General features: G+C 69.0%; 12 protein-coding genes. All 12 read left to right on the top strand.

All coding sequences use genetic code 11. The annotated features are described in order from the left end of the window. The first annotated feature begins 150 nt into the window (after nucleotides 1–150). The 12 genes from glpD (at nucleotide 151) to FHG71_RS05485 (ending at nucleotide 13,073) form a co-directional block, all read left to right on the top strand. Nucleotides 151–1,767, top strand: a complete 1,617-nt coding sequence (gene glpD / locus FHG71_RS05540) for a glycerol-3-phosphate dehydrogenase (protein WP_176559302.1) — start codon at nucleotides 151–153, stop codon at nucleotides 1,765–1,767. A gap of 13 nt (nucleotides 1,768–1,780) precedes the next feature. Beyond that, a complete protein-coding gene (locus FHG71_RS05535; RefSeq protein ID WP_139080631.1) occupies nucleotides 1,781–2,869 on the top strand; it encodes an ABC transporter ATP-binding protein in 1,089 nt (362 codons plus the stop codon). Nucleotides 2,870–2,873: 4 nt separating this feature from the next. Then, the gene (locus FHG71_RS05530; RefSeq protein WP_139080630.1) at nucleotides 2,874–3,947 is read left to right on the top strand and encodes an ABC transporter ATP-binding protein; all 1,074 of its coding nucleotides are present in this window, start codon (nucleotides 2,874–2,876) and stop codon (nucleotides 3,945–3,947) included. Next, nucleotides 3,944–4,816, top strand: a complete 873-nt coding sequence (locus FHG71_RS05525) for a carbohydrate ABC transporter permease (protein ID WP_139080629.1) — start codon at nucleotides 3,944–3,946, stop codon at nucleotides 4,814–4,816. Before FHG71_RS05530 ends, FHG71_RS05525 begins: the two co-directional genes overlap by 4 nt. Further along, nucleotides 4,813–5,688: a carbohydrate ABC transporter permease gene (locus FHG71_RS05520; protein WP_246045355.1), complete on the top strand. Its 876-nt coding sequence runs from the start codon at nucleotides 4,813–4,815 to the stop codon at nucleotides 5,686–5,688. Before FHG71_RS05525 ends, FHG71_RS05520 begins: the two co-directional genes overlap by 4 nt. Then, the gene (locus tag FHG71_RS24205; RefSeq protein WP_246045354.1) at nucleotides 5,688–6,152 is read left to right on the top strand and encodes a DUF2160 domain-containing protein; all 465 of its coding nucleotides are present in this window, start codon (nucleotides 5,688–5,690) and stop codon (nucleotides 6,150–6,152) included. The genes FHG71_RS05520 and FHG71_RS24205 overlap by 1 nt, the downstream gene beginning before the upstream one ends. Nucleotides 6,153–6,244: 92 nt before the next feature. Then, nucleotides 6,245–7,978 (top strand): ABC transporter substrate-binding protein, encoded by a 1,734-nt coding sequence (locus FHG71_RS05510; RefSeq protein ID WP_139080628.1) that lies wholly within the window; start codon nucleotides 6,245–6,247, stop codon nucleotides 7,976–7,978. 101 nt (nucleotides 7,979–8,079) lie between these two features. Next, a complete protein-coding gene (locus tag FHG71_RS05505; protein ID WP_139080627.1) occupies nucleotides 8,080–8,781 on the top strand; it encodes an HAD family hydrolase in 702 nt (233 codons plus the stop codon). After that, nucleotides 8,778–9,737 carry a sugar-binding transcriptional regulator gene (locus tag FHG71_RS05500; protein ID WP_139080626.1) on the top strand — a complete coding sequence of 320 codons (960 nt, stop codon included), beginning with the start codon at nucleotides 8,778–8,780 and terminating at the stop codon, nucleotides 9,735–9,737. Before FHG71_RS05505 ends, FHG71_RS05500 begins: the two co-directional genes overlap by 4 nt. A gap of 191 nt (nucleotides 9,738–9,928) precedes the next feature. Further along, nucleotides 9,929–11,254 (top strand): ABC transporter substrate-binding protein, encoded by a 1,326-nt coding sequence (locus FHG71_RS05495; protein WP_139080625.1) that lies wholly within the window; start codon nucleotides 9,929–9,931, stop codon nucleotides 11,252–11,254. A 104-nt stretch (nucleotides 11,255–11,358) separates the two neighbouring features. Beyond that, nucleotides 11,359–12,231: a carbohydrate ABC transporter permease gene (locus FHG71_RS05490; protein WP_139080624.1), complete on the top strand. Its 873-nt coding sequence runs from the start codon at nucleotides 11,359–11,361 to the stop codon at nucleotides 12,229–12,231. Nucleotides 12,232–12,242: 11 nt separating this feature from the next. Next, nucleotides 12,243–13,073: a carbohydrate ABC transporter permease gene (locus FHG71_RS05485; protein WP_139080623.1), complete on the top strand. Its 831-nt coding sequence runs from the start codon at nucleotides 12,243–12,245 to the stop codon at nucleotides 13,071–13,073. Nucleotides 13,074–13,079 lie beyond the last annotated feature (6 nt).

Below are 13,079 nucleotides of genomic sequence, written 5' to 3'. Positions count from 1 at the left end.
CGCCAGCGAACACCACTTCGCGACGCTTGGCGAGAGGCAGCAAACGCTGCATCGCAGAAAGCCGAAAAGGGAAAAGCGAAAAAAACCGAACATCCATGTTGATCGGTCGCGCATCAGGCGGTAGCCTGCCGGTGACTTCGGGAAAAGGGTATGGGCGTGCCGCAGTCGGCCTCTCAGACGGTCCATGACCTGCTCGTCATCGGCGGGGGCGTGAATGGCTGCGGGATCGCGCGGGACGCCGCCGGGCGGGGCCTCTCCGTCGCTCTCTGCGAAAAGGACGACCTCGCGCAAGCGACGTCCTCCGCCTCCACGAAGCTCTTCCACGGCGGCCTGCGCTACCTGGAGTTCCTGGAGGTGCGCCTCGTGCGCGAGGCGCTGATCGAGCGCGAGCGGCTGCTGCGCGCCATGCCCCACATCTCCTGGCCGCTGCGCTTCGTGCTGCCGCTCCATCCCGACATGCGCTTCGAGAGCGCCACGCCCGTGTCGCGGGCGCTGTCGCTGGCCATGCCCTGGATGAAGGGGCGGCGGCCCGACTGGCTGATCCGGCTGGGGCTCGGGCTCTACGACACCCTGGGCGGGCGCGAGATCCTGCCGGGAACGCGGACGGTGGACCTGACGCAGGACCCGGCGGGGCGCCCGCTCAAGCCCCGGTTCCGCCGCGCCTTCGAGTATTCGGACTGCTGGGTGGAGGATTCCCGCCTGGTCGTCCTGAACGCCCGCGACGCCGAGGCGCGGGGCGCCGAGGTGCGCACGCGCACCCGCGTCGTCTCCGCCCGCGTCGTGGATGGACGGTGGGAAGCGCAGGTCGAGGACGCCGAGGGGCGCCGCGACACGATCCGGGCCCGCCTGATCGTCAACGCCACCGGCCCCTGGGCCGGGCGCGTCCTGTCCGGGGCGCTGGGGCTGGAGTCGCGCGACCGCATCCGGCTCGTGCGCGGGTCGCACATCGTGACGCGGCGGCTCTTCGACCACGATCGCTGCTACTTCTTCCAGGGACGCGACGGGCGCATCATCTTCGCCATCCCCTACGAAACCGACTTCACCCTGATCGGCACCACGGACGTGGAGCACCCCGACCCCTCGGTGCCACCGGTCTGCACGCCCGAGGAGCAGGACTATCTTTGCGCCTTCGCGTCGGAGTATTTCGCCAGGCCGGTGACGCGGGACGACATCGTCTGGACCTATTCCGGGGTCCGTCCGCTGCATGACGAAGGGACGGAATCGGCCACGGCGGCCTCGCGCGACTACACGCTGAAGCTGGACGCCTCGCCCGGAGCGCCGGTCCTCCATGTCTTCGGCGGCAAGATCACGACCTACCGTCGGCTGGCCGAATCGGCCTTGGAGAAGATCGGACCCGCGCTGGGCCATGCGTCCCGGCCCTGGACGGCCGGCGTGCCGCTGCCAGGGGGCGACTTCCCGGTGGACGGCGTGGGGCGGCGGGTGGACGAACTGCGCGCGGCGCATCCCTTCCTGACCGACCGTTGGGCGCTGCGGCTCGTGCGCGCCTACGGAACCGAAGCGCGCGAGGTTCTGGGCGGGGCCAGGGAGGCGGCCGATCTGGGCCGGAACTTCGGTGCCACCTTGACGGAATCCGAGGTCCGATGGCTCATGGACCGGGAATACGCCCGCACGGCCGACGACGTGATGTGGCGGCGCAGCAAGCTGGGGCTGCGGATGGATGCGGAAGGGGCGCAGGCGCTCGACCGCTGGATGGCCGAGGCGCGGGGAGGCGCCGACCGTCCGGCCGCCTCGGCGGCCCTGGGCTGAGGAGGGGGGACCGATGACTCTGGAGCTGCGCGGCGTGACCAAGGTGGTGGGCGGGCAGGTCCAGATCCACCCGACCGACCTCGTGCTCCGCAAGGGGACGATGAACGTGCTTCTCGGGCCGACGCTGGCGGGGAAGACGACGCTCATGCGGCTGATGGCCGGGCTCGACCAGCCCACGGCGGGACGGGTGCTCTGGGATGAGCAGGACGTCACGGGAGTCCGCGTGCAGGACCGGGGCGTGGCCATGGTCTACCAGCAGTTCATCAACTATCCGTCGATGACGGTCTGGGACAACATCGCCTCGCCCCTGCGGCTGCAGGGCCGCCCGCGCGCCGAGATCGAGGAGCGGGTGACCCGAGCGGCGGCGCTGATGCGGCTGGAGCCCTATCTCCGGCGCAAGCCCCTGGAGCTGTCGGGCGGGCAGCAGCAACGCTGCGCCTTGGCCCGCGCGCTGGTCAAGAAGGCCGGGCTGGTGCTGCTCGACGAGCCGCTCGCGAACCTCGACTACAAGCTGCGCGAGGAGTTGCGCGCCGAGATCCCCCGCATCTTCGAGGAGTCCGGCGCGATCTTCGTCTATGCCACGACCGAGCCCGAGGAGGCGCTGCTCCTGGGCGGGAACACCGCGACGCTGTGGGAGGGACGCGTGACCCAGTTCGGCCCCACGCCCGAGGTCTACCGCAACCCCCTGGACGCGGTCACGGCGCGGGTCTTCTCGGACCCGCCGATGAACTTCCTGCCCGTCGCCAAGAGGCTCGCGCAGATCCAGATGGGGGCGGGGCAGGGACTGCCGGCGTTGGGCCGGCTGGCCGACCTGCCCGAAGGCGTCTACCAGGCGGGCTTCCGCCCCAACCATCTCCGGCTCGACCGGCCCCCCGGCGAGGCGCTGGAGTTCCAAGCCACCGTCACCGCCGGCGAGATCACCGGGTCCGAGACCTTCCTCCATCTCGACCACGAGGGCGCGCGCTGGGTCGGGCTGCTGCCCGGCATCCGGGACCTCGCGCCGGGGACGGCGGTGACGGTCTGGGTCGACCCCGCCCACATCTACTTCTTCGGCGAGGACGGCCGCCTCGTGGCCTCCGCCCCCACTCCGATGGCGGCCTGACGCGATGGCCCGGATCACCCTCGAGAACATCGCCCACGCCTACCGGCCGAACCCGCAGGGAGAGGCGGACTACGCGCTCAAGGAACTCGACTACGACTGGACGGACGGCGAGGCCTACGCGCTTCTGGGTGCGTCGGGTTGCGGAAAGACCACGCTCCTCAACATTATCTCGGGGCTGATCCGGCCGTCGCGGGGGCGCATCCTCTTCGACGGGCAGGACGTGACCGACGCCCCGACCGCCGAGCGCAACATCGCGCAGGTCTTTCAGTTCCCGGTGGTCTACGACACGCTGACGGTGCGCGACAACCTAGCCTTTCCGTTGCGCAATCGGGGCCTACCGGCCGCGCAGGTCGCGGCGCGTGTGCAGGCGGTGGCCCGGATGCTGGGGCTGGAGGACATGCTGTCCCGCCGGGCCCGTGGCCTCACGGCGGACGCCAAGCAGAAGATCAGCCTCGGCCGCGGCATGGTCCGGCAGGACGTGAACGCGATCCTGTTCGATGAGCCGCTGACCGTCATCGACCCCCACATGAAGTGGGAGCTGCGCACCCAGCTCAAGTCGCTCCACCGCGAGTTCGGGCACACGATGATCTACGTGACCCACGACCAGACCGAGGCGCTGACCTTCGCCAACCGCGTGGTCGTCATGCACGAAGGGCGCGTGGTGCAGATCGGCACCCCGCAGGAGCTGTTCGAGCGGCCCGCCCACACCTTCGTCGGCTACTTCATCGGCTCGCCCGGCATGAACCTGATTCCCGCGCGGATCGAGGGCGACCGCGCGCACCTGCCCGGCGGCACGATCCCGCTCGGGCGCGGCTACGCGGGGCTTTCGGGGCCGGTCGAGATCGGCGTGCGCCCCGAGTTCGCGCGCCTCTCCGACGCCGAGGGCCTGCCCGTGACCATCCGGCGCGTCGAGGACGTGGGCCGCCACCGCATCGTGCGCGCCGACCTGGGCGGCACGCCCATCAGCATCCTGGCCGACGAGGACGAGCCGCTCGGCCCCGACCGGACCCGCGTGGTCTTCGATTCCGACCGCGTGGGCGTCTACGCCGACGGCTGGCGCGTGGAGGGCCGCCCATGAAACCCGTGAACAACCGCGCCTGGTTCCTGGTCCTGCCGGTCCTCGTGCTCGTGGCATTCTCGGCGGTGATCCCGCTGATGACGGTGGTGAACTACTCGGTCCAGGACACCTTCGGCGACAACGAGTTCTTCTGGAACGGCATCTACTGGTTCGACGACCTGCTGCATTCCGAGCGGATGTGGCAGGCGCTGGGCCGGCAGATCCTGTTCTCGGCCATCGTTCTGGCCATCGAGGTGCCGCTGGGCGTCTTCATCGCCCTCCACATGTCCAAGAAGGGAGCCTGGGCCTCGGCCTGCCTCGTCGTGATGGCGCTCCCGCTCCTCATCCCGTTCAACGTGGTGGGGACGATCTGGCAGATCTTCGGGCGGCCCGACATCGGCCTTCTGGGCCACACGCTGGCGTCGCTGGGGCTCGACTACAACTACACGCGCGACATCCTCGACGCCTGGGTGACCATCGTCGTCATGGACGTCTGGCACTGGACCTCGCTGATCGCGCTCCTGGCCTATGCGGGGCTCCGGTCCATCCCCGACGCCTACTACCAGGCCGCCAAGATCGACCAGGCCAGCCGCTGGGCCGTGTTCCGCTACATCGAGCTGCCCAAGATGCGCGGCGTCCTCGTGATCGCGATCCTGCTGCGCTTCATGGACAGCTTCATGATCTACACCGAACCCTTCGTCGTCACCGGCGGCGGTCCCGGCAACGCCACCACCTTCCTGTCGATCGACCTCGTGAAGATGGCGCTGGGGCAGTTCGACCTGGGCCCCGCGGCGGCCTTCTCGATCATGTACTTCCTGGTGATCCTGCTGGTGTCGTGGGCCTTCTACACCGTCATGACCAACCTCGACCGCGAGGAGGGACCCCGATGACCCAAGCCGTCGCCACCCCCACGCGCGCCGCGCGGCTGGCCACCGGGTCGAGGGCGCGGGCCCGCTCCGAAAGGTCCGTCGTCAGCATCGTGGTCCTGACGCTCTATCTGCTGTTCCTGCTCGTGCCGATCTACTGGCTCGTGAACATGAGCCTCAAGACCAACGCCGAGATCCTGGGAGGCTTCTCGCTCTGGCCCCGGAACCCGACTCTCGCGAACTACGAGACGATCCTGACGGACCCGAGCTGGTACATGGGCTACGTCAACTCGCTGATCTACGTGGTCCTGAACACGCTCATCTCGGTCACGGTGGCGCTGCCCGCGGCCTACGCCTTCTCGCGCTACTCGTTCCTGGGCGACAAGCACCTGTTCTTCTGGCTGCTCACGAACCGCATGGCGCCGCCGGCCGTCTTCGCGCTGCCCTTCTTCCAGCTCTATTCCTCGGTCGGGCTCTTTGACACGCACATCGCGGTGGCGCTGGCGCACTGCCTGTTCAACGTGCCCCTCGCAGTCTGGATTCTCGAAGGCTTCATGCGCGGCGTCCCGCGCGAGATCGACGAGACCGCCTACATCGACGGCTACTCCTTCCCGCGCTTCTTCATCCGCATCTTCATGCCGCTGATCGCCTCCGGCATCGGCGTCGCGGCCTTCTTCTGCTTCATGTTCTCCTGGGTGGAGCTTCTGCTGTCGCGGACGCTGACCTCGGTGAACGCCAAGCCCATCGCCGCCACGATGACGCGCACGGTCTCGGCCTCGGGGCTCGACTGGGGGGTGCTGGCGGCGGCCGGCGTGCTGACGATCATCCCCGGCGCGCTCGTGATCTGGTTCGTCCGCAACTACATCGCCAAGGGCTTCGCCCTGGGGAGGGTCTGATGAGCGATCCCCACGTGGCCTCGGGCCTGATCCCCCCGGTGGACGAGCACCCCACCGCCCCTGTCCGACGTCCCCGCGCGGGGTTCCTGACAGCGGTCGTCATCGTGCTGATGGGCGGGCTCCTGGCCTTCCTGTTCTGGGCCGCGCCGCGCACCGACGAAGGCATCGCCTGGGGCGACCCGATGGTCCATCGCGGCTGGATGGCCTGGACGCTGGCCACCGCGCTCTTCTTCTGGGTCATCGCCGCGCTGATCCTGACCATGCTGGTGCTCGCCATCCGCTTCCCCGAGACCCCTCGCGTGGGTGTCCTCGGGATCGAGACGACGCGGGGGGACCGTCTCTTCATCACGCTCCTGGGCTCGGCCTTCATCAATCTGGCTTGGCTCGGGCTCGTGGACCGCGCGCAATGGGGCGCGCTGGTCGTCTGCCTGATCTGGGCCGCGGCGGTCTTCCGCTGGGCCTGAGAGGTGTTGCGCGATCCGGGAGGGGACCGCGCGGTGCCGTAACGAAGAGTTAACCAAGCCCCGGCACAAGGGGCCCATCCGGGAGGAGAACGATGAATCTCATGAAGTCCACCACGGCGCTCGCCTTGGCGCTGACGGTGCTGGGGGCGACCTCGGCCCGCGCCGACATGGAGGCCGCGCGCGCCTTCCTCGACGAACGCATCCAGCGCTCGGCCCTGACCCGCGAGGAGCAGGAGGCCGAGATGCAGTGGTTCGTCGACGCGGCCCAGCCCTTCCAGGGAATGGAGATCAAGGTCGTTTCCGAGACGATCCCCGTCCACGAATACGAATCGCAGGTCCTCGCCCCGGCCTTCACGGCGATCACCGGCATCACCGTCACGCACGACCTGATCGGCGAGGGCGACGTGGTCGAGCGGCTGCAGACCCAGATGCAGTCGGGCGAGAACATCTACGACGCTTACGTGAACGACTCGGACCTTATCGGCACCCACTGGCGCTACCAGCAGGCGCGGTCCCTGACGGACTGGATGGCGGGCGAAGGGGCCTCGGTCACGTCGCCGACGCTCAACCTCGACGATTTCATCGGCATCCAGTTCACGACCGGGCCGGACGGTGAGCTTTATCAACTCCCGGACCAGCAGTTCGCGAACCTGTACTGGTTCCGCTATGACTGGTTCACGGACGCCAAGAACATGGCCGACTTCGAGGCCGAGTACGGCTATCCCCTGGGCGTTCCCGTCAACTGGGCGGCCTACGAGGACATCGCCAAGTTCTTCACCGGCCGCGACCTGTCGCACATGGGCGTCGAAGGCGAGGTCTTCGGCCACATGGACTACGGCAAGAAAGACCCGAGCCTCGGCTGGCGCTTCACCGACGCCTGGATGTCGATGGCCGGCATGGGCGACGTGGGCGAGCCCAACGGCCTGCCGGTCGATGAATGGGGCATCCGCGTCAACGAGGCCTCGCAGCCCGTGGGCTCCTGCGTGGCGCGGGGCGGAGCCACCAACGACGCCGCCGCCGTCTACGCCATCGAGAAGTACGTCGAATGGCTGGGCGCCTATGCCCCGCCGGCGGCCGCGGGCATGACCTTCTCCGAATCCGGGCCAATTCCGGCGCAGGGGCAGGTCGCGCAGCAGATGTTCATGTACACGACCTTCGTGCCCTCGCTGGTGGAGCCGGGCATTCCGGTCATGAACGAGGACGGCACCCCGCGCTGGCGTCTCGCGCCGTCGCCGCACGGTGCCTACTGGCAGGAGGGGATGAAGGTCGGCTACCAGGACGTGGGCTCCTGGACGATCATGGAGTCCACCCCCGTGGACCGCGCCCAGGCCGCTTGGCTCTATGCGCAGTTCGTGACCTCGATGACCGTGGACGTGGAAAAGGCCCATGCCGGCCTGACCTTCATCCGCGAATCGACCATCAACCACGAATCGTTCACCGAGCGCGCTCCGCTCCTGGGCGGCCTCGTGGAGTTCTACCGCAGCCCCGACCGCGTGCGCTGGTCGCCCACCGGGACCAACATCCCCGACTACCCGCGCCTCGCGCAGCTCTGGTGGCAGAACATCGGCGATGCCTCCTCGGGCGCCAAGACCGCTCAGGAGGCGCTCGATGCCCTCTGCGAGCAGCAGGAGGAGGTGCTCGCCCGTCTGGAACGCTCGGGCGTGCAGGGCGACCTCGGGCCCGTCCTCAACGAGGAGCAGGACCCGCAGGTCTGGCTCGACGAGCCCGGCGCCCCGGTGGCCGAGCTTGCGGACGAGCGGGGCACCCCCGAGACCGTCAACTACGACGAGCTGATCCAGTCCTGGCAGACCCCGTCCGCCAACTGACCGCACGACCCGGGGCCTTTCGGGGCCCCGGCATCCCCGGCGTTGGCGCTGCGGCGCGGGCATGGTATGGCGACGGCCAATGACCTTGTGGCCTCCGTCCGATGACCCCTGACCTCGTGATCTTCGACTGCGACGGCGTGCTGATCGACAGCGAGGTGATCTCGGCCCAAGTCCTCGTGGAGGTCGCCGCCGAGGCCGGGCTGCACTTCGATCAGGCCTATGTGCGCGACCATTTCCAGGGGCGGAGCTTCCCGGCCGTCGCCCAGTCCATCCGCGAGAGCTTCGGCGTCACGCTGCCCCCGGACTTCGAGGCCACCTACCGGGAGCGGCTGCTCGCCCGCTTCGAGACCGACCTTCGCCCGACCGAGGGCATCGACCGGGTGCTCGACCGACTTCTGGTGCCCGCCTGCGTGGCCACCTCGTCCTCGCCACCGCGCGCCGCGCGCAGCCTCGCCATCACGGGCCTTGATCGGCGCCTGCCGCGCGTCTTCACGGCAAGCCAGGTTGCGCGCGGCAAGCCCGCGCCGGACCTGTTCCTGCTCGCCGCCCGCGAGATGGGCGTGCCACCGTCGCGCTGCCTCGTGATCGAGGACAGCCGCCCCGGCTTGGAGGCCGCGCAGGCGGCGGGAATGGAGGTCGCGCTCTATGCCGGGGGCTCGCATCTCGCCGACCTCGACGGCGCGGGGCTCGCGCGCCTGTTTGACATCGGACCGGGATTGTTGCCATTCCGGAACTGGACGGATCTCGCGGCGGCCTATCCGGGGCTGCTGGCCATCCGCCCGCATCTGGAGCCCGCCCCGTGACCAGTCAGCGATTCCCTGCCGTCCCGCCCAGCCGCCTCGACGAAGCGGCCCGCGCCGGGTGGCTCTACTACGTGGCGGGCAACACACAGGACGAGATCGCGCAGAAGCTGGGCGTATCGCGGCAGACGGCGCAGCGGCTGGTGGCCATGGCCGTTTCCGAGCGGCTGGTGAAGGTCCGGCTCGACCACCCGATCGGGCGTTGCATGGACCTGGCGGCCAGCCTGACCGAGCGTTTCGGCCTGCGCCTGGCCGAGGTGGCGCCCTCGGACCCGTCCGCGCCCGACCTGCTCGCCGGCGCCGCGAACGCGACGGCCGCCCTTCTGGAGAAGGTGCTTCGCAGCCCCGAGCCGCGCATCGTCGCGCTGGGCACGGGCCGCGCGCTCAAGGCCGCGGTCGAGGCGCTGTCGCGGATGGACTGCCCTCAGCACCGGATCGTGTCGCTCCTGGGGAACATGATGGCCGACGGGCAGGCCACGCCCTACAACGCCGTGGTCCGCATGGCCGACCGCGTGGGGGCGCCGCATTATCCCTTTCCGCTGCCCGTGCTCGCCCGCGACGCCGACGAGCTGCGCGTCCTCCACAGTCAGGAATCGGTCCGGAACACGCTGGCGCTCTGCGCGCGCGCCGACCTGACGCTGGTGGGGATCGGCCAGATGGGCCCGCGCGCGCCTCTGGTGGTGGACGGGTTCCTGAGCGAGGCCGAGATGTCCAGCCTCATCGCCATGGGCGCCGCGGGCGAGATCACCTCGTGGATCTATGACGCCGAGGGGCGGCAGATCCTCTGTGACTTCAACGCGCGCGTGGCCTCGGCGCCATTGCCGCGCGCGGCCGACCGGGCCGTGGTCGCCGTCGCCGTCGGGGAGGCCAAGGTGCCTGCGCTCCGCGCCGCCCTGGTGGGCCGGCTGGTCAACGGGCTCGTCACGAACGAGGCCACGGCCGAGCGTCTTCTCGCCTGAACGCCTGACGGCGCGAGGCGGATACCTCGCATCGGCCATCGCCGGGCGGCATCGCACGCCTAGATTCCCGAGTGGCGGGCCGCGTCCGTCTCTGCGCTGCGGCGTGGAACCCGCCTTGACAAGTGGCCGCAACGGCGGGAGTAATTGCCCACCATCTAGGCAAATGCCCGCAGGGGCATGGGGAGGAAACAATGACGATGCTGACGCGCGCCCTGCTGGGTGCGACGGCTCTCTGCGCCTGCGGGTTCGCCGCCGCTGCGCAGGAGACCACGACCCTCACGATCGCGACCGTGAACAACGGCGACATGATCCGGATGCAGGGCCTGGCCGACGCCTTCACCGAGGCGAACCCGAACATCGAGCTGGAATGGGTTACGCTCGAGGAGAACGTTCTGCGCCAGAACGTGACGACGGACATCGCCACCAACGGCGGCCAGTACGACGTCATCACCATCGGCACCTACGAGGTTCCGATCTGGGGCCGCCAGAACTGGCTCGTGCCGCTGAACGACCTCCCGGCCGAGTACGACGTCGACGACCTGCTGCCGCCGATCCGCGCGGGCCTGTCGGTGGACGACACGCTCTACGCCGTGCCCTTCTACGGCGAGTCGTCCTTCGTGATGTACCGCAAGGACCTTGCCGAAGCCGCGGGCGTGACGATCCCCGAACAGCCCACCTGGGACGAGATCAAGGCCGCCGCGGCCGCGATGAACGACCCGGATGCCGGCATCCACGGCATCTGCCTGCGCGGCAAGGCCGGCTGGGGCGAGAACATGGCCTTCCTGACGACCATGGCCAACAGCTACGGCGCCCGCTGGTTCGACGAGAACTGGCAACCCCAGTTCGACAGCCCCGAGTGGAAGGCGGCGATCACAGACTACCTCGACCTGATGAACAACTACGGCCCCCCGGGCGCCTCGTCGAACGGCTTCAACGAGAACCTGACCCTGTTCCAGCAGGGCAAGTGCGGCATGTGGATCGACGCCACGGTGGCCGGTTCCTTCGTGACCGACCCGAACAACTCGACCGTCGCCGACCAGGTGGGCTTCGCGCTCGCCCCCGACGCGGGCCAGGGCAAGCGCGCCAACTGGCTCTGGGCCTGGTCGCTCGCGATCCCGTCGTCGTCGGACGCCCCCGAGGAGGCCAAGCAGTTCCTGGCTTGGGCGACCTCCAAGGACTACGCCAACCTCGTGGCCGAGACCGAAGGCTGGGCCAACGTGCCGCCGGGCACCCGCACCTCGCTCTACGAGAACCCCGACTACGTCGCGGCGGCACCCTTCGCGCAGATGACGATCGACTCGATCAACGCGGCCGACCCGAACCAGCCCACGCGCGACCCCGTCCCCTACACGGGCGTGCAGTTCGTCGCGATCCCCGAGTTCCAAGGCCTCGGCACCACGGTGGGGCAGGAGTTCTCTGCCGCGCTCGCGGGGCAGAAGACCGCCGACGAGGCGCTGGCCGCCGCGCAGGAGCTGGCGCTCCAGGAGATGACCTCCGCCGGCTACATCCAGCAGTGAGCCGCGCCTGAACCGCCGGAGCCCGCCCCGTCAGGCGGGCTCCCCCTCCGTCCGGGCCCTTCGGGGGCCGGACTTCCTGGCCCTTGCCATCCGGGACGCCGCCCATGTCCACCCAAGCCTCGCGCTCCGCGGCCCGCCTGATGCTGTCGCCCGCCGTCCTCATCCTGCTCGTGTGGATGATCGTGCCGCTGGTGCTGACGCTCTGGTTCTCGTTCCAGCGCTACAACCTTCTGACGCCGGACCGCTCGGGCTTCATCGGGTTCGCCAACTACGCCGAGTTCGTGACCTCGCCGGCCTTCTGGCTGGCCATCCTCAACACGCTCCTGCTGGTGCTGGGCGTGCTGGTCATCACGGTGGTGGGCGGCATCCTGATCGCGCTCCTGATCGACCAGCCGCTCTGGGGGCAGGGGATCGTCCGCATCCTCGTGATCTCGCCATTCTTCATCATGCCCCCCGTCGCGGCGCTGATCTGGAAGAACATGTTCTTCAATCCGTCGAACGGGCTCTTCGCCGAGGCGGCCAAGGCGATCGGGATGCGCCCCTTCGACTTCCTGGGCCAGGCGCCGCTGGCTTCGATCATCCTGATCGTCGCCTGGCAATGGCTGCCTTTCGCCACGCTGATCCTGCTGACCGCGCTCCAGTCGCTCGACAGCGAACGGCTGGAGGCCGCCGAGATGGATGGCGCGAACGCCTGGAACCGCTTCCGCTTCATCATGGTGCCACACCTCGCCCGCGCGATCACGGTCGTGGTGCTGATCCAGACGATCTTCCTCCTGGGCATCCTGGTCGAGATCCTGGTCACGACCAACGGCGGGCCGGGCAACCAGTCCACCACCCTGACCTACCTCGTCTATCAGGAGGCGATCCTCAGCTCCGACGTGGGCGCCGCCGCCGCCGGGGGCGTGGTCGCCGTCATCCTCGCCAACATCGTCGCCGTCTTCCTGATGCGCGCGATCGGCAACAACCTCGACTCCTGAGGAGAGCGCCCATGGCCCGAGCCGTCAGCACGTCCCGCAAGGCCGTCAACACCGCCCTCGCCTGGGGCGTGGCGCTCCTGATCGCCTTCCCGATCCTGTGGACCTTCCTCACCTCCTTCAAGCCCGAGCCGCAGGCGGTGGCCTCGCCGCCCGTGTGGTTCGGCTTCGACTGGACGGTGAGGAACTACGTCGACGTCCAGAACCAGCGCGACTACTTCGACTACTTCTGGAACTCGGTCATCCTCGCGCTGGGCTCGACGGCGCTGGGGCTGGTGATCGCCATCCCGGCCGCCTGGTCCATGGCCTTCGTGCCGGGGCGCCGGACCAAGGACCTGCTGATGTGGATGCTGTCCACCAAGATGATGCCGGGCGTCGCGGTGCTCGTGCCTATCTACCTCATCTTCATCCAGCTCGGGCTTCTCGACACGCGCATCGGCCTCGTCGTGGTGCTGATGCTCATCAACCTGCCGATCATCGTCTGGATGCTCTACACCTACTTCCGCGAGATCCCCGGCGAGATCCTAGAGGCGGCGCGGATGGACGGGGCCTCGCTCGGGCGCGAGATCCTCTACGTCCTCACGCCCATGGCGATCCCCGGCATCGCCTCCACGGTTCTGCTCAACATCATCCTCGCCTGGAACGAGGCCTTCTGGACCATCGTGCTGACGACGACGAACGCGGCGCCGCTCACGAAGTTCATCTCGGGCTTCTCCAGCCCGCAGGGCCTGTTCTACGCCAAGCTCTCGGCGGCCTCGACCATGGCCATCGCCCCCATCCTCATCATGGGATGGTTCTCGCAGAAACAGCTCGTCCGCGGCCTCACCTTCGGCGCCGTCAAGTAAAGGGAC

This window comes from Rubellimicrobium roseum, from assembly GCF_006152145.1.
GTDB lineage: Bacteria > Pseudomonadota > Alphaproteobacteria > Rhodobacterales > Rhodobacteraceae > Rubellimicrobium > Rubellimicrobium roseum.
This window is presented reverse-complemented; position numbering and strand designations above follow the sequence as displayed.